A 16,785-nucleotide genomic window follows, 5' to 3' on the forward strand; every position below is an offset into this window, starting at 1 on the left:
AAGACTAGAACGCCCGGTGGTTGCGGCCTAGGGCGGCGGCCTTCAGGTCGGCAAGCATGGCGGGGGTCAGCACCCAGGGCTCGATCAGGTAGCGATAGGCCAACCGGGCCGGCTGCGAGACCAGGCGGAACAGCCATTCGATCCCGAGGCGGCCCATCCAGCGCGGCGCGGCGACCTGCTCGCCGGCCTCGTAATCGAAGGCGGCGCCGACCGGGAAGAAGACGCCCCGGCCGATGCGATGCTGGTTGGCGGCGATCCAGGCCTCCTGGCGCGGCATGCCCATGCCGACCAGGATGACGTCCGGCCCGAACTCGGCGATGCGGCGCAGAACCGCGTGATTCTCCAGCCCCTCGACGTCGAAGTAGCCGTGGTGCTCGGCCAGCTGCACGTCGGGATGCCGTTCGAGGATAGCCCGCCGGGCCTTCTCACCGACGCCCGGCGCCCCGCCGACGTGGAAGACGCGCCAGCCGCAGTCGGCCGCCCGGGCCCAGAAGGCCTCGCGCCAGTCGAGATAGGTCGAACGATGCTCGGGCCCGACCTCCAGGCCGACCAGCCGCGCCCAGGCGATCATCGGCACGGAGTCGATCTGCACCAGGTCGGCGTCGTCGAAGAAGCGCCGCAGCTCGGGCTTGGTCGCCAGCAGCGCCAGGCTGTGAACATTGTGGTTGGCGATCACCGCCGTGCCGCCGCCGGCCACGAAGGCCTCAGTCGCCGCCAGCATGCCGGCCGGCGTCAAGGCGTCGACCTCGCCGCCGAGAAGGTGAAGCCGATGACTCAGGTGGGGCAGGGCGTGTTCCATGGAACACCGGTATAGGCCCCCTCGCTTTCAGCGCGGTTAGGAGGCGTGGTTAAGAAATCCTCCCCCTTAACGGCGCTGTGCGCCTGGGGGAGGAGTGAACTTCAGCTTCAGCCCCAGGATCACCGCCGACAGCGCCAGGCAGACGGCGTTGGAGAGCACGATCGGCCAGCTGCCGGACATCGCGCCGTAGGCCGTCCACAGGGTGAAGCCGGTCACCGTCAGCGCGAACATGCGCAGGGACACCGCCGAAGCATCCTTCTCGCGCCACATCTTGAAGATCTGCGGGGTGAAGCTGGTCATGGAACACAGCGCCGCGCCGACGCCGACGGCGTCTATCCAGACCTTGTCCATGCCAGCCGAAACGCGGGGTCGCCCCCACTGTTCCAGCGGGCAGGTCCTGCCTTGAGCCTACCTGGAGCGGTTGAACACGAGCGCCCCGCGGCGCCGGGCCTCGGCCTCGTCGCAGGTCCCGCCCAGCTCGGGCCGGGATTCCAGCAGCGTCGTCAGCGGCAGCAGGTTTTCGAACCGGGTCTTGGCCACGCAGACCGCGCCGGTCGGGCCCCAGCCCGCTTCGAAGCGGTACTCGCCGCCCATCGTCGTGTCGGTCAGCTGCACGCCGGCGTCGTCGTAGATGTCGATCAGGGTGCCGTTGCGGGTGTGGGGCGCGCCCCGGCCGTCATAGTCGGCCCGGATCATGTGGGTGCAGGCTTCGTAGAACAGCGACAGGTCCTCGCCGCGCCGGCCCTTGCCGCCGGGATCATAGCCGAGCAGCACGCACTTGCCCTGGGCGCCGGAGGTGCAGGTCAGGAAGAAGGCGTCGGGGTCCTTTTCGTAGCGACCCTCGGCGGTCCAGCGGCCGACGACCGGGAAGCCAAGCCGGCGGCCCTTGGCGTCGGCCTCGCAGAAGGGAACCCAGGCCCCGTCGGCCGGCCTGCGCATGCTGATCGAAAGCAACGGCAGCCTGGCCGGCTCCGGCGCGTCGCTGAAGCTGTCGATACGGATGGTCAGGGGAACGCCCTGGTCCTCGATCTCCAGTTCCGCCCCGACCAGATCGGCGGTGGTGAGCCGACGGTTGCCGACCGCCAGTTCGAACGCCTGGCCGACGACGCGCAGCCTCGGCGCCTCGGCCGCACGGGCCGGGGTCTGGACCAGAATGGCCATCACGCAGGCCATCAGCGAAATCAGCAGGCGGTTCATGAGCTCGGCTCCTTGTGGAAACGGCCCCGCCGGAGCGGGGCCGCCATGGTGGCGATGGTACGGGGTCTCGTTAGTCGAGAACGATGCGCTCGCCGGTCGACAGGGTGATGGTCCGAACCTTCGGGGCGAAGGCCACGGGGGCCTTGCGGCCGGCGCCGTTGATGGCCCCGCCGTTCAGCGTGCCGTTGGGACCACCACCATTCAGCGTGCCGTTGTTGCCGCCGCCGTTCAGGGTCCCGTTCAGACCGCCGCCGTTCAGGGTGCCGTTTTGGCCGCTGCCGTTCAGGGTGCCGTTCAGAGCGCCGCCGTTGATGGTTCCGTTGATGGCCCCGCCGTTATAGGTCCCGTTGAGGTGGATGCCGTTTTCGGTGATGGAGGCGTGAGCGGGGGCCGTGATGGCCAGGGACAGGGCGGCGACGGCGGTGAGGGTGAGGGTCTTGAACATCTGAGCGTTTCCTTGTTTGGGGCGGCGGTGGGCCGCTGTTTGCGTGGCGTCCTTCTGACGGCGCCCGCCCGGTTCGCTCAGGTGCAACGAACGACGGTATCTGACTTCGGCAAACGCAACCGGTTGCATGCAACTGTTGCATTTCGGAGCGCCTGTGGAATGCTGTTCGCCGCGTTCGAGGGGGGCGCAAAACGTGGCCGAACCGTTCTCCGCCAAACTTGATCTTGTCCTCAAGGCTCTGACCATGAGCCGCGGGCGGATGGCCGCTGAAATGGGCGTGGACAAGTCGCTGGTCGGACGCTGGGTGTCGGGCGCCATCAACCCCTCGGCGCACAACCTGGCCAACATCACCACCCTGATCGCCGGCCGCAAGGCCGGCTTCAACCTGCACCATTGGGAAATGGATCTGGCGGGCCTGGCCGCCCTGTTCGGCGTCGATCAGGAGATCCTGCTGGCGACGCCGACCCCGGGGGCGGCGGTCCGCCCCGCGCCGGCTGTCTCGACGACGGTGCTGCCGCTCGAGATGGTCGCCACGGCGCGCCACGAGATCGAACGGCGCGGGCACAGCTATGAAGGCCTGTGGCGAACCACCCGGCCCTCGTCCACGGAACCTGGCCGGTTTGTCCGCGAACAGGTGATGATCCAGCAGATCGACGGCCTGCTGCACGTCCGCTGGGCCACCTCGGCCTATGAGTGGTCAGGCTGGGCCCTGCTGCTGCACAATCAGCTCTATGTGATGATCGGCGACATCAAGGACCACTCGGTGGTGTTCCTGCTGCTGGAAGGGGTCAACAGCCAGCACGCCGTCGAGCTCGACGGCCTGATGATGGGCTCGGCCGCCGACCGGGCCAAGACGCCGACCGCCAGCCGGGTCCTGTTCGAACGCGTCGGCGTGGTCTGCCGCGACACGGAGGCCAACGCCCGCGCTTTCGAGGCCGGCCTCAATGCGCCGTTCCTGTTCGAGGCCGCCGACATCGCCGAGGACATTCGCGCCCAGCTGGTGCGAGACTTCGGCCCGGCCGCCTTCGCCGGAGGCGGGCAACTGCTGCTGCAGGTGCCCTTCATGCTCAACCGCTCGCGCGGCGCCTTCCTGCCGGACGCCGCGATCGCTAGCTAGAACATCATCCGGCCGGCGAGGCGCAGGTTGTAGCGGTCCTCGCCTTCGGCGGTTTCCAGGTCGCCTTCGACGGCGACGTAGGACATCGGCGTGCCGGCCTTCAGCGAGAAGCCGACGATGGCGGCGCCGTCGCCCGGCTCGGTGGCCACCAGGGTGAAGGGGGAGCCGCCGTTGAAGTAGGCCGTGGTGTCGCCGATCTCGCCCGCCAAGTGCTGGCGGTAGCCGATGCGCAGTTCCGGACGCCACCAGCTGTCCCGGCCGAAGGTGGCCCCGAAGGCCAGTTCGGCGGCGGCCGACAGGCGGCTGCTGGTGCGTTCCTCGACCGTCAGGCCGAGACCGCGGTCGCCGTCCTCCTCACGCTCGCCTTCAGACAGGTAGATGTAGTCCAGGCTGAGCTGCGGGCGGACGTAGAAGCGGCCGAAGCGGGCTTCGTAGGCGACCATGGCGTTGGCCGAGCCGGTGAAACCGCCCCAGGTCGCGTTGGCCTCGCGGATGATGCTGGCGCTGGTGGCGGTGGCCGGGTCGATGAACCGGCGCTCGCCCTCGAACCAGCCGTAGCCGGCCGCGCCGCGGGCGGCGAACAGCCAGCCGCCGACATTGCGGCGCCAGTAGACGCCGGCTTCCAGCAGGGAGACGTTGGTCTGCTCGCCGATCTGGGCGACGTCGTCCTTCTCCTCGGCGTTCATGTAGGCCAGGGTGGCGCCCAGGGCGCCGCCGCTTTCGTCCATGCTCTCGTAGCCGGCGATGAAGCCGAAGGCCTTGGTTTCCGAGCCGATGGTGACACCGGTCTCGCGCAGCACGCCGACGTTGATCTCCTGCACCCAGACGCTGTCGGGGCCATACTTCTGGCCCATGTCCGGACGGGTGGCGGTCAGGCGGAACAGGGCCTGGGTGGCGTTGTCGAGGGCCGAGAACAGCCCCTCGCCCTGGTCAGGCAGCAGCTGGTTGTAGAGCCGCAGAAAGTCCTTCTGGTTGGTCGCGCCCAGGAAGGAGCCGGCCAGTTCGTCGTCGGTGAACAGGGCCTGGTAGACGGCGTCGAGCGCTGCGCCCTGGTTGCTGCTGAGGCCCATTTCCGCGGCGTTGCGGCGGCTGACGGTCAGGTAGACCTCGCCGGCCGGCACGTTTGCGGTGGCGCTGACGTTGTAGAAGAAGGGCTTGTTTTCGGTCAGGGCGTTGGTGTTGACGGTCCCGAAGGTCAGGGTCCCGGCCTTGACGATGGTGTACTGGCTGGTCGCGCCGATGGCGGAATCGATCAGGCCGGTCAGTTCGAAGCCGATGGTCGAGCCGTTGGCGAAGCTGGCGTTGTCGACCTCGAACACCGTGTTGGTGCGGCCGGCCGCGCCGTCCGGGTCGATGGTCACGAACAGCTCGCCTTTGGCGGCGACCGTCAGGGCGTCGCCGCGCACCACGCTGGTGTTCACGGCGGTCAGGCGGCCGTCGTTGATCGCGATGGTCAACTGGTCGTCGAGGTTGCTGGCGGTGTAGCGGTCGATCGGATCGGGCGGGCCGCCGATGGTGGTCGGATCGTCGGCCACTTCTTCCCTGGCCTTGAGGTTGAGCACATCGCCCTTCGCCGTCGCCCCGCCGCTGATGGTCAGGGTGTCGGCGCCCAGGCCGAACGACATCGAGCCGACCAGCGTGCCATTGGTCAGCGTCAGGCTGTCATTGCCCGTGCCGAACAGGATTTCGCCGGTGATGGCCGGCTCGTCGGCGTCGTCGATGCCGTCATCGTCGGCGTCGGGGTCGTCGATGTCGTCGTTGCCGTCGTCGCCGTCGGAGCCCTGGTCGTTGAGGGCGACGGCGACACCATTGGTGTTGGCGCGCAGGTCGATGGCGATCGCCCGGCCCCTGATGGTCTCGTTTCTGGGATCGAGGTCGGTGTCGTCGGCGTCGTCGGCGTCATCGTTGGGCACGGTGTTGGCGGCGATCGTGCCGGTGATGTTGATGGTCTGCAGCGTGCCCGAGCTGTCGCGGATAGCGATGGCGCTGGCGTTTTCGCCGACGCCGGCGGCCGAGACGAACCCGCCGATGTTGAGGACGGGCACGTTGGAAGCGGCGCCGACGTCGATGCCGACGGCCTCGACGGCCGTTTCGGTGGCCAGGCTGGTGGAGGTGGTCGAGGCGATGGCGACGATTGCGCCATCGACCAGAATTTCGTCCGCCTCGACGTCGCCGCGCAGCCACAGGCCGTGCGCGTCGCCGTTGTAGGAGCGGGCGGTCAGGGTGCCGTCCATGCGCACGCCGCCGTTCAGGTCGACCGCGAACACCGACACGGTGTCGTCGTTGACGCCAGAGGAGGCGCCGATCTGGACGGCGATCGCGTCGACGTTGTCGTAGACGCCATCGGCGGCTACCGAGCCCTGGATGAACAGGCCGAAGTCCTTGTTGCCGACATTGGTGCCGACGTTGCCGATGGTCACCGCCTCGGTCATCGAACCGATCACCAGGCCGGGCTTGCCGCCGAACACCGACACGGTGGCGACGCCTTCGTTGGCGTCGGGAATTCCGTCGTTGTCGAAGTCCTTGTCGTCGGCGTCGGTGACGCCGTCGTTGTCGATGTCCTTGTCGTCGACGTCGTTGACGCCGTCGTTGTCGTCATCGGGATCGGTGGTGTCGAGGACGCCGTCGTTGTCGTCATCGGTGTCCACCGAATCGATCTTGCCGTCGCCGTCGAAATCGCGATTGGCGATCGAGAAGGGCAGGCCCAGCAGGACGCCGCCGGTGACGTTGCCGCTGACGCGGATGGCCGGTCCGCCTTGCAGCAGGTCGTCGGCGTCCAGCTTGTCGCGCGTCTCCTTGCTGAACGGACGGCTGGTGTAGCGGTAGCCGGTGGCGGTCACCCCGCCGCTGATCACCAGGGTGGTCGGGTTGCCGACCGTTCCGATATCGCCGGAGACGTCGACACCGACAGCGTTCAGGCCGCGGACGTTGACGCCGCCGGAGACGAAGACGCCGTTGGCCCGTTCGGCCGCCGTGGCCCCGCCCAGCACGTTGCCGGCGATGCGGACGCCGACGGAATTGTTGCCGGTCACCGAGACCGCCCCGAACGACCGGAATGTGCCCGAAACGTTGCTTTCGACGCTGATGCCAGCCGAGGTGTTGCCCTCGATTGTGATCCCGCCCGTGTTGAGGATGTTGCCCGTCAGACCACCGGCGCCGATGACGCGGATGCCGTAGCGATCCGAGCCGACGGCGAAGGCGCCATCGTCATCGCCGTCCTTGTCGCCGTCAATGCTCGGCTCGTCTTCAGTGTGGCTGATCGCGCCGCCGTTGGTCAGGTTGCCAGCAACTGGCCCGGCAGTGGTGTCGACCAGGACGCCGACGGCGCCATTGACGCCCTTGGTGGTGATCGAGCCTTCATTGTTGACGTTGTTGTTCGAGTTCTGGGTGATCGCCGCGCCGCTGGTGGTCAGCTCGAACTTGCCGCCGCTGGTCACCTTGATGTCATCGGCCGCGCCGTTGTTGACCGTGGCGGTGGACACGCCGGTGGTGCGGGTGTTGCTGATGGTCGTCTCGGCGAAGGCCGAGCCGGCGAACAACAGCAGCGGAGCGACCGCCACCGTGGCGATCAGACGCTTACGAACCATGGGTATTTCCCCGCAACCAGACCAGACACTCTCGTCACTCCCCGATGCGGCGAAAATGCGTCAACGTTCAACGCACTGTCCCTGCCGGAGAGCCAAACCCGTCTATCGCAAGGTTCAAGAGGGCGCCATACGAACGTGCAACATTGGCGCAATCGAAACACCGAATCGAGGTCGTCGATGTCGATCCTGAAGGCCCTGTGGCCGCAACGCACCGCCGAGCCGCCGGCCCCCGCGCCGCCGGCCGAACGGTCGCCGCCGCCGCCGGCCGGGGATGCGGCGCCGGGTCCGTTCCGCACTCTGGTCGAGAGCCTGCCGGACCCGGTGCTGGTCATCGAGGGCGATCCGGACGAGCCGGCGGCCCGCCGCATCATCTTCGCCAACGCCGCCGCCAGGAGCCTGTTGCCCGGCCGGCTGGAGGGCATGCGGCTGGTCACGGCGCTGCGCAATCCCGAGCTGCTCGAGGCGGTCGACGAGGCGCTGCTCGGGGCCTCGGGCTCGGCCCAGATGGAGACCGGCGGGGCCCAGGAGCGCGTCTGGGCCGTGCAGACGCGGCCTTTGGGCCAGGGAAACTTCGGCCGGCTGGCGCTCCTGACCCTGCGCGACGAGACCGACGTGCGCCGCGCCGAACGGATGCGGGTCGACTTCCTGGCCAACGCCAGCCACGAGCTGCGCACGCCGCTGGCCTCGCTGTCCGGCTTCATCGAGACCCTGCGCGGCCACGCCAAGGACGACGAGGCGGCTCGCGAGACCTTCCTCGGCATCATGCAGGCCCAGGCCGAGCGCATGCGCCGGCTGATCGATGATCTGATGAGCCTGTCGCGCATCGAACTGAACGAACACATCGCCCCGGAGGGCCGCCTCGACCTGGCCCTGGCGGTCACCGATGTGCTCGACGCCCTTGTGCCGCTGGTCCGCGAGAAGAATCTTTCAGTCCGCAATGAAGCGCCGGCCAAGGGGGCCGCCGACATCGAGGGTGACCGCGACCAGATTCTGCAGGTGATCCAGAACCTGGTTGAAAACGCCGTGAAATATTCCGGCAACGATGGGGCCCTGACGATCAGCGTCACCGCCCCGGTCGGCGACGATTCGGCCACCCTGGCCACCGATCCGGCGGCGGCCCGCATGACCCTGCTGGCCCCCGACCGGCCGCAGGGGCGGCGCTACGCCCTGCTTCGGGTCACCGACCACGGCCCCGGCATCCCCCGCGACCGCCTGCCCCGGCTGACCGAGCGCTTCTACCGGGTCGAGGGCCAGAAGAGCGGCGGCCTGCGGCCCGGCACCGGCCTGGGACTGGCCATCGTCAAACATATCGTCAACCGTCACCGGGGCGGCATGGCGGTGGAGAGCGCCGAGGGGCGGGGCGCGACGTTCAGCGTCTGGTTGCCCTTGGCCGACAAGCGCGCGGATGGGGAAGCATGATCGATCGGCGGGCGTTTGGACTGGCGGCGGCGGCGGCGATGGTTGGAGGACCGGCCATGGCGACCCTGAAGGCGCGGATTCCCGTGGTCATCGCCCATCGCGGGGCCAGCGGGGAGCGGCCGGAGCACACCGCCTCGGCCTACCGCCTGGCCATCGCCCAGGGCGCCGACTTCATCGAGCCGGACCTGGTGCTGACCAAGGACGGCCAGTTCGTCTGCCGTCACGAGAACGAGATCGGGGCCACGACGGATGTCGAACGGCGTCCCGAACTGGCCGGGCGGATGACGACCAAGGTGATCGACGGCGAGCGCATCACCGGCTGGTTCACCGAGGATTTCACCCTGGCTGAACTGAAGACCCTGCGCTGCCGCGAGCGGCTGCCGAAACTGCGCCCGGAGAACACCGCCTTCGATGGCGAGGACGCGATCCTGACCTTCGAGGAGGTCGTTGCCCTGGCCAGGGAAGAGGGCGCGCGGGCCGGCCGCATCGTCGGGGTCTATCCGGAGATGAAGCACCCCACCTATTTCGCCTCGGTCGGCCTGCCCGTCGAAGGGCGGATGGCGGCGGCGCTGAAGGCCGCCGGGCTGGATGGCCCCGATGCGAACGCCTTCGTGCAGTGTTTCGAGGTCGCGCCGCTGAAGACCCTGCGGCGGCTGGTGAAGACGCCGCTGGTGCAGCTGATCAGCAACGAGGGCGGCCCCGCCGATGCGCCGGGGACGCCGTACACATCGATGACCGGCGCGGCGGGCCTGAAGGCCGTCGCGGCCTATGCCGACGGCGTCGGGCCGGAGAAGAGCCTGGTTGTCCCTACCGACGGGACCGCCCTGCTGGCCCCGACGGCCTTCGTCGCCGACGCCCATGCGGCGGGGCTGAAGGTGCATCCCTGGACGGTGCGGCGGGAGAACTACTTCCTGCCGAAGGGCCTGCGCAGCCCCGGCGAAGGGCCCGAGGCGCTGCAGGCGGCCGGCGACGTGCAGGCCTTGCTGGCGGCCCTGTTCAAGGCCGGCGTCGACGGCGTGTTCAGCGACTTCCCGGGCGAGGCGGTGAAGGCCCGCAACCGCTTCATCGGCGCGAAGGCCTGAAGAAACGGGGACACATTGAAATCGAAGATTTCAATGTGTCCCCTCTACCCTTAAGCCCCCATATCCAGCGAATAGCCCGCCGACCTGACCGTCCGGATCGGGTCGACCTCCTTGCCGGTGTTCAGCGCCTTGCGCAGGCGGCCGATGTGGACGTCCACGGTCCGCGCCTCGACATAGACATCCGAGCCCCAGACCGCGTCGAGCAGCTGTTCGCGGCTGAACACCCGGCCGGGATGCTGGATCAGGTGGTCGAGCAGGCGGAACTCCGTCGGCCCCAGATGCACCTCGCGGCCGTCGCGCTTCACCCGGTGGGCCACCCGGTCGACGATGATGTCGCCGTGGCTCAGCCTGTCGTCGGCCAAGCCCGGACGGATGCGGCGCAGAACGGCGCGGATGCGCGCCAGCAATTCGGTCATCGAGAACGGCTTGATGACATAGTCGTCGGCCCCGGTGTCGAGCCCCCGGATGCGGTCGGTCTCCTCGCCGCGGGCGGTCAGCATCAGCACCGGCAGGTTGCGGGTCTCCTGCTTCTGGCGGATGCGGCGACAGACCTCGATGCCGGAAACCTTGGGCAGCATCCAGTCGAGCAGCAGGAGGTCCGGCTTGGCCTCGTCGATGACGATCAGGGCCTCCTCGCCGTCGCCGGCCAGCAGGACGCGATAGCCTTCCTTCTCGAGATTGTACTGCAGCAGCGTCGCCAGGGCGTCCTCGTCCTCGGCGACGACGATGGTCGGCGTGCTCATTGGTGGGCCTCACCCTTGGGCCGCTGGTCGGTCAGTTCGTCGCCGGTGATCTCGTAGTGGACGATCTCGGCGATGTTGGTGGCGTGGTCGCCGATCCGCTCCAGGTTCTTGGCCACGAACAGCAGGTGGGCGCCCGGGGTGATCGTGCGCGGATCGCCCATCATGTAGGTCAAGAGTTCGCGGAACAGGCTCTCGTAATGCTCGTCGACCTCGTCGTCGCGGGTCCAGACGGCGGTGGCCCCTTCCAGCTCGCTGGAGGTGTAGGCGTCCAGCACGTCCTTCAGCCGGCTGGCGACCAGCTTGCCCATGCGCTCGATGGAGCGGGTCACCGGGCCGGCCGTGTCGCTCTCGGCCAGGATCAGGGAGCGCTTGGCGATGTTCTTGGCCAGGTCGCCGCAGCGTTCCAGGTTGGAGGCGATCTTCATCGCCGCCACCGTGCGGCGCAGGTCGACGGCCATCGGCTGGCGCAGGGCGATCAGGCGGATGGCGGCCCGTTCGATCTCGCCTTCGAGCGCATCGAGGCGGGTGTCGCGCTCGACGATCTGGGCGGCCAGGGTGACGTCCCGGCGGGAGAAGGCTGTGATGCTGTCGGCCACCTGGGCCTCGGCGAGACCCCCCATGCGGGCGACCTCGGCGGTCAGGTGGTTCAGCTCTTCCTCGTAGGAGGTGACGATGTGGCTTTGCATTTGAACCTCAACCGAACCGGCCGGTGATGTAGTCCTGAGTCCGCGTCTCGCGCGGGTTGGTGAAGATCTCGCCGGTCGAGCCCTCCTCGACCAGGTTGCCGAGGTGGAAGAAGGCGGTGCGCTGGCTGACCCGGGCGGCCTGGGCCATCGAGTGGGTGACGATGACGATGCAGTACTGCCGGCGCAGCTCGTCGATCAGCTCCTCGATGCGGGCCGTGGCGATCGGGTCCAGGGCCGAGCAGGGCTCGTCCATCAGGATGACGCGCGGCTGCACGGCGATGGCCCGGGCGATGACCAGCCGCTGCTGCTGCCCGCCCGACAGGCCGGTGCCCGGCGAATGCAGCCGGTCGGCGACCTCGGCCCACAGGCCGGCCTTCTTCAGCGAGGCCTCGACGATGCCTTCGATGTCGACCTTGCTGCTGGCCAGGCCGTGGATGCGCGGCCCGTAGGCGACGTTCTCGAAGATCGACTTCGGAAACGGGTTGGGCTTCTGGAAGACCATGCCGACCCTGGAGCGCAGGACCACCGGATCGACGTCTCTGGCGTTGACGTCGGAGCCGTCGATCTCGATGCGGCCGGTGACCTTGGCGCCGGGAATCGTGTCGTTCATCCGGTTGATGCAGCGCAGGAAGGTCGACTTGCCACAGCCCGACGGGCCGATGAAGGCGGTCACCGCCCGGTCGGGGATGTCGATGCTGATGTCGTGCAGGGCCTGCTTGTCGCCGTAGAAGGCGTTGACCTTGTCACAGCGGATCTTCACCCCGGCGGCGGGGCCGGGCGTGTGGACGGCGACCACGGGCGGGCGCAGCTGGGTGTCGTGGGGCACGGGATTTCCTTCGGCGGTCATCTACCACCTCTTCTCGAAGCGACGGCGCAGGATCACGGCCGCCGAGTTCATCACGATCATGAAGACCAGCAGCACCATGATGGCCCCGGCGGTGCGCTCATGGAAGGCGGCCTCGGCGGCGTTCTCCCACAGGAACACCTGCACGGGCAGGACGCTGGCGGCGGAGGCGAGGCTTTCGGGCAGGCCGGGGGTGAAGGCGACCATGCCGATCATCAGGAGCGGCGCGGTCTCGCCCAGGGCGTGGGCCAGGCTGAGGATGACGCCGGTCATCACGCCTGGCATGGCCTGCGGCAACACATGGTGGAACACCGTCTGGGTCTTGCTGGCGCCCATGCCCAGCGCCGCCTCGCGGATCGACGGCGGCACGGCCTTCAGCGCCGCGCGGGTGGCGATGATGATGGTCGGCAGGCTCATCAGGGCCAGCACCAGCCCGCCGGTCAGCGGGGCCGAGCGCGGGAAGCCCATCCAGTTGATGAAGAGGACGAGGCCCAAGAGGCCGTAGACGATCGAGGGCACGGCGGCGAGGTTGTTGATATTGACCTCGATGAAGCCCGACAGGCGTCCGCGCGGCGCGAACTCCTCCAGCCAGACCGCCGCCAGCACGCCCACGGGCACGGCGATCAGGGCGGCGACCAGCAGCATCAGGGCCGAGCCGACCACGGCCCCCAGCACCCCGGCCTGTTCGGGTTCGGTGGAGTCGGAGCGGGTCAGGAACTCGCTGTTGAAATGGCCCTGGATGACCCCGTCGCCCTTCAGCCGGTCCAGCCAGGCCATCTGGCGGTCGGTCAGCTTGCGGTCGGCGGCCGGGGTCGAGCGCTTGATCTCGCCTTTGAAATAGAGGTCGGCGTTGGCTTTGACCGGCACCGTGAAGGTCAGGGTCTTGCCGATCACCGAGGGGTCGGCCTTGATCCGGTCGAGGATGCGGTAGCCAAGGTCGCGGGAAACCAGATCCATGGCCTCACCCGAGGCCAGGCCCAGCTCATCGTCCTTGACGCCCAGCTTCTTCAACAGGTCGCCGGCGGCGATGTAGTCGAAGTTGTTGCCCTCGATGTCGGCGCGGTCGATGCGGGCCGGGTCGAGATAGACGCTGGTGGTGATCGAATGGGTCCAGAAGGCGGTGTAGCCCTGCTGGACCACCCGGCCGAGCAGGATGACCAGGAAGCCCAGGGCGATGGCGATGGCGATGCGGCCATACCAGCGGAACCGGCTTTCGGCCGCGTGGCGCTTCTTGAGGCGGGCTTCCATTGCCTGATCAGTCATAGGCCTGCCGGTATTTCTGGACGATGCGCAGGGCGATCACATTGAGCGCCAGGGTGACGGCGAACAGGGTCAGCCCCAGGCCGAAGGCGGCCAGGGTGCGGGGGCTGTCGAACTCCTGGTCGCCGGTGAGAATCTCGACCATCTGGCGGGTGACGGTGGTCACCGAGTCCAGGGGGTTGGCGGTAATGCGGGCCTGCGACCCGGCGGCCATGGTGACGATCATCGTCTCGCCGACCGCGCGGCTGATGGCCAGCAGCATGGCCCCCATGACGCCGGGCAGGGCGGCCGGCAGGATGACCCGCTTGACCGTCTCCGATTTGGTGGCGCCCATCGCATAGCTGCCGTCGCGCAACGACTGCGGCACGGCGTTGATGATGTCGTCCGACAGGGATGAAATGTAGGGGATCAGCATGATGCCCATCACCACCCCGGCGGTCAGGGCCATCTCGTTCTGCACCCCCATCAGGTATTGCCCGAGCGGGTCCAGCGGCCCCTCGGCCAGCCAGCTGCCGATGTAGTTGAAGAAGCCCCGGAACAGCGGCCCGACGGTCAGGGCGGCGAAGAAGCCGTAGACCACGGTCGGCACCCCGGCGAGGATCTCCAGCAGCGGCTTGACGACCCCCCGGGTGGCGCGGCCGGCGTACTCCGACAGGTAGATGGCGCAGAACAGCCCGACCGGCGCGGCCACGCACATGGCGATGATCATCACCAGGAAGGTGCCGGCGAACAGCGGCACGGCCCCGAAGGCGCCCTTGGCGGCGACCTGGTCCTCGCGCATGGCGATCTGCGGCTGCCACTGCAGGCCAAAGAGAAAGTCGATCGGCGACACCGAGGAGAAGAAGCGCAGGGCCTCGTAGAGCAGGCTGGCGACGATGCCGACCGTGGTCAGCACGGCGGCGGCCGAACAGGCGATCAGGGCCAGGTTGATCCAGCCCTCGACCCGGTTGCGGGCTCGCAAGGTCGGGGCGATGCGCGGCCAGGCCAGCAGGAAGCCGGCCAGGGCCAGGACGGCGGCCAGGGCGATGGCGGCGAGGCTGGAAAAGGTGTTGAAGCTGCGGGCCTGCTCGGCCTTGGCCGCCAGGGCGGTGCGTTGCTCGGGCGTCCACTGGACGTTGCTGGGGGTCCTGCCGTCGGCGATGGCCTGGGCGTCGCTCCAGAAGGCCTGGGCGGTTTCACTGGGCAGGCTGGCGACGGCGGGCGGCGGATCGGCGCTGACCAGCGCCTCGCCCAGCCGCGGTCCGGCGGTCAGGAACAGCACCAGGATCAGGATGGCCGGCACGCCGGTCCACAGCGCCACCCAGGTCCCGTAATAGCCCGGCAGGCTGTGCAGCGGCCCCTTGGCGCTCACGGCCACGGCCCGGCGGCGGCCCAGCACATAGACTCCGGCCGAGAAGGCCAGGAGGACGGCGAGCGCGAGGGTAAAAGACATTCTGTGCCCGGACGAGTCGCAGGAGCGGCCTGCAGGCTCCCAATGACGCGCCTATGCTGGCCCTACGCGACAGTTTGATGACAGTTCGATGACAACGCGCGGTGGGGACGGGGCTGTCAGGCGAGAGGTGGTTCGCTCTCCGCCCCCGAGAGGGGGCGGAGGACGGTTCGGAGCGTGAGCGACGGACCAGGAGGCGGGGCAGCGCCGGCGGCGGGGAGGCTCCTCCTGAACCGGCGGTGGGGACCCCCTCGGTTTGGCTCGCTTGCAGCGCTCGCCAAATCCACTCCCCCATTGCATGGGGGAGAGCGACCAACCGCGAAGCGACCGAGAATGTGCTAAATTCATCTCATGCGCCTCGACCACATCGTCATCCCGGTCTTCGACGCCGACGCGGCCCTCACCTTCTACGCCGACGCCCTCGGTTTCCCGCTCGTCGACGCCTTCGACGGCGACGACTGGGGTGGTTTTCCCTGGCTGATGATGACCTTTGGCCTCGCCGACGGCCGCCACCTGGTCCTCGTCGCCCTGAAAGGCGCCGCCAACCCCGGCCATGGCGGTATCCCCGCCGACGCCCGCCACTACGCCTTCTCCGTCGACCCAGGCGATCTCGACGCCTGGCGGACCAAACTGACAGCCGCCAAGATCGCCTACTGGGAAGAACAGCACGGCCCCCACGCCAGCCTCTACTTCCCCGACCCCGACGGTACGATCCTGGAGATCACCGCCCCGGCCAGCGACACGCCGCTCGGCCCGCCCGACCCCGACGCCCTGACCCGCGCGAAAGCCTGGATCGCGGGTTGACCGGCCACCCGGCGATGCGTCAAACCGCCCACCCATGAACGTCCTCCTCATCGGATCCGGCGGGCGTGAACACGCCCTGGCCTGGAAGATCGCCGCCTCGCCCATGCTGACCCGGCTGGTTGCCGCCCCGGGCAATCCCGGCATCGCCGAACTCTGCGACTGCCGGCCGGTCAAGGCCGACGACGTCGCCGGCCTCGTCGCCCTGGCCAAGGAGATCGCCGCCGAGCTGGTCGTCGTCGGGCCCGAGAACGCGCTGGAAACCGGCATCGCCGACGCCCTCGCCAAGGAAGGCATCGCCTGCTTCGGGGCCAGCCAGTCGGCGGCCCGGCTGGAGACCTCCAAGGCCTTCACCAAGGACTTCTGCGCCCGTCACAACCTGCCGACCGCCGCCTATGGCGTCTTCGAGACGGCCGACGCCGCCGCCAGCTTCCTCGACACCCTGGCCGCGCCGTTCGTGATCAAGGCCGACGGCCTGGCGGCCGGCAAGGGCGTGGTCATCGCCGAGACCCGCGCCGACGCCGACGCGGCAGTCGTCGACATGCTCGGCGGCCGCTTCGGCTCGGCCGGCGCCCGGGTGGTCATCGAGGAGTTCATGGTCGGCGAGGAGGTCTCGCTGTTCGCCCTCTGCGACGGGACCTCGGCCGTGCTGTTCGGCCAGGCCCAGGACCACAAGCGCGCCTACGACGGCGATCTGGGCCCCAACACCGGCGGCATGGGGACCTACAGCCCCGCCCCGGTGCTGACCGACGCCCTGCTGGAACAGGCCTTCGACGAGCTGATCGCCCCGACCGTCCAGGGCATGGCCGCCGAGGGGAACCCCTACGTCGGCGTCCTCTACGCCGGCCTGATGCTGACCGCCACCGGGCCCCGGCTGGTCGAGTACAACGCCCGCTTCGGCGACCCCGAATGCCAGGTGCTGATGCTGCGCCTGGCCGACGATATCCTGCCCTGGCTGCAGGCGGCGGCGACCGGCGGCCTGTCGCGGCTCAGTGGCCCGACCTTCCGCGCCGAGTCGGCCGTCTGCGTGGTGATGGCCGCCGACGGCTATCCCGAGGCGCCGGTGACCGGCGCCGTCATCCGCGGGGCCGGCAGCGATTTTGGCGGCGAGGCGGTGGTCTTCCACGCCGGCACCAGGCGTGATCCCGACGGGACGCTGCGCTCGGCCGGCGGCCGGGTGCTGAACGTCTGCGCCCTCGGCGCCACCCTGCACGAGGCCCGCGACGTGGCCTACGCAGCGGTCGGGACCATCGACTTCCCGGGCGGCTTCTACCGCTCCGACATCGGCTGGCGGGCGCTCTGACGGAAACGGGGACACATTGAAATCGCAGATTTCAATGTGTCCCCTCTTCGCTTGCAGCTTCCTCCGACCCCCT

General features: G+C 68.9%; 15 protein-coding genes. 5 read left to right on the forward strand and 10 right to left on the reverse strand.

Annotated features, from left to right (window positions below):
* Positions 1 to 4: 4 nt before the first annotated feature.
* The 4 genes from AC1RSK_RS00365 to AC1RSK_RS00380 form a co-directional block, all read right to left on the reverse strand.
* Positions 5 to 799, reverse strand: a complete 795-nt coding sequence (locus tag AC1RSK_RS00365; RefSeq protein WP_492904482.1) for a WecB/TagA/CpsF family glycosyltransferase — start codon at positions 797 to 799, stop codon at positions 5 to 7.
* Positions 800 to 865: 66 nt separating this feature from the next.
* Complete coding sequence (locus tag AC1RSK_RS00370; RefSeq protein ID WP_492904484.1) at positions 866 to 1,150, reverse strand: SemiSWEET family sugar transporter; 285 nt, start codon at positions 1,148 to 1,150, stop codon at positions 866 to 868.
* 57 nt (positions 1,151 to 1,207) lie between these two features.
* Positions 1,208 to 1,996, reverse strand: coding sequence for an ADYC domain-containing protein (locus AC1RSK_RS00375; protein WP_492904486.1), 789 nt, complete (start codon positions 1,994 to 1,996; stop codon positions 1,208 to 1,210).
* 70 nt (positions 1,997 to 2,066) lie between these two features.
* The gene (locus tag AC1RSK_RS00380) at positions 2,067 to 2,441 is read right to left on the reverse strand and encodes a hypothetical protein (protein ID WP_492904488.1); all 375 of its coding nucleotides are present in this window, start codon (positions 2,439 to 2,441) and stop codon (positions 2,067 to 2,069) included.
* 193 nt (positions 2,442 to 2,634) lie between these two features.
* On the opposite strand from AC1RSK_RS00380, the gene AC1RSK_RS00385 reads away from it, so the two are divergent.
* Positions 2,635 to 3,558, forward strand: a complete 924-nt coding sequence (locus AC1RSK_RS00385) for a hypothetical protein (RefSeq protein WP_492904490.1) — start codon at positions 2,635 to 2,637, stop codon at positions 3,556 to 3,558.
* On the opposite strand, the gene AC1RSK_RS00390 is transcribed toward AC1RSK_RS00385, so the two are convergent.
* A complete protein-coding gene (locus tag AC1RSK_RS00390; protein ID WP_492904492.1) occupies positions 3,555 to 7,145 on the reverse strand; it encodes an autotransporter domain-containing protein in 3,591 nt (1,196 codons plus the stop codon). The two genes, AC1RSK_RS00385 and AC1RSK_RS00390, sit on opposite strands and share 4 nt — an antisense overlap.
* Before the next feature lie 177 nt (positions 7,146 to 7,322).
* On the opposite strand from AC1RSK_RS00390, the gene AC1RSK_RS00395 reads away from it, so the two are divergent.
* Both AC1RSK_RS00395 and AC1RSK_RS00400 read left to right on the forward strand, forming a co-directional pair.
* Positions 7,323 to 8,564 (forward strand): ATP-binding protein, encoded by a 1,242-nt coding sequence (locus tag AC1RSK_RS00395; protein WP_492904494.1) that lies wholly within the window; start codon positions 7,323 to 7,325, stop codon positions 8,562 to 8,564.
* A complete protein-coding gene (locus tag AC1RSK_RS00400; protein ID WP_492904496.1) occupies positions 8,561 to 9,646 on the forward strand; it encodes a glycerophosphodiester phosphodiesterase in 1,086 nt (361 codons plus the stop codon). Before AC1RSK_RS00395 ends, AC1RSK_RS00400 begins: the two co-directional genes overlap by 4 nt.
* Before the next feature lie 50 nt (positions 9,647 to 9,696).
* Here AC1RSK_RS00400 and phoB read toward each other — a convergent pair whose 3' ends face one another.
* Genes phoB through pstC form a run of 5 tightly spaced genes read right to left on the reverse strand, consistent with a single transcriptional unit; the run spans position 9,697 to position 14,611 of the window.
* The gene (gene phoB / locus AC1RSK_RS00405; protein ID WP_492904498.1) at positions 9,697 to 10,389 is read right to left on the reverse strand and encodes a phosphate regulon transcriptional regulator PhoB; all 693 of its coding nucleotides are present in this window, start codon (positions 10,387 to 10,389) and stop codon (positions 9,697 to 9,699) included.
* The gene (phoU, locus tag AC1RSK_RS00410) at positions 10,386 to 11,075 is read right to left on the reverse strand and encodes a phosphate signaling complex protein PhoU (RefSeq protein ID WP_492904500.1); all 690 of its coding nucleotides are present in this window, start codon (positions 11,073 to 11,075) and stop codon (positions 10,386 to 10,388) included. The genes phoB and phoU overlap by 4 nt, the downstream gene beginning before the upstream one ends.
* Positions 11,076 to 11,082: 7 nt before the next feature.
* Complete coding sequence (gene pstB, locus AC1RSK_RS00415) at positions 11,083 to 11,922, reverse strand: phosphate ABC transporter ATP-binding protein PstB (protein WP_492904502.1); 840 nt, start codon at positions 11,920 to 11,922, stop codon at positions 11,083 to 11,085.
* On the reverse strand, positions 11,923 to 13,182 hold the full coding sequence (gene pstA / locus AC1RSK_RS00420) for a phosphate ABC transporter permease PstA (protein ID WP_492904504.1): 1,260 nt from the start codon (positions 13,180 to 13,182) through the stop codon (positions 11,923 to 11,925).
* Entirely contained in the window at positions 13,175 to 14,611 is a 1,437-nt protein-coding gene (gene pstC / locus AC1RSK_RS00425) for a phosphate ABC transporter permease subunit PstC (protein ID WP_492904506.1), read from the reverse strand. Before pstC ends, pstA begins: the two co-directional genes overlap by 8 nt.
* 348 nt (positions 14,612 to 14,959) lie before the next feature.
* Between pstC and AC1RSK_RS00430 the strand changes: the two genes are divergently transcribed.
* Complete coding sequence (locus AC1RSK_RS00430; protein WP_492904508.1) at positions 14,960 to 15,412, forward strand: VOC family protein; 453 nt, start codon at positions 14,960 to 14,962, stop codon at positions 15,410 to 15,412.
* Positions 15,413 to 15,446: 34 nt separating this feature from the next.
* The gene (purD, locus tag AC1RSK_RS00435) at positions 15,447 to 16,712 is read left to right on the forward strand and encodes a phosphoribosylamine--glycine ligase (RefSeq protein WP_492904510.1); all 1,266 of its coding nucleotides are present in this window, start codon (positions 15,447 to 15,449) and stop codon (positions 16,710 to 16,712) included.
* The last annotated feature ends 73 nt before the right edge of the window (positions 16,713 to 16,785 follow it).

It is taken from the genome of Caulobacter sp. GW821-FHT11A05 (assembly GCF_058809015.1).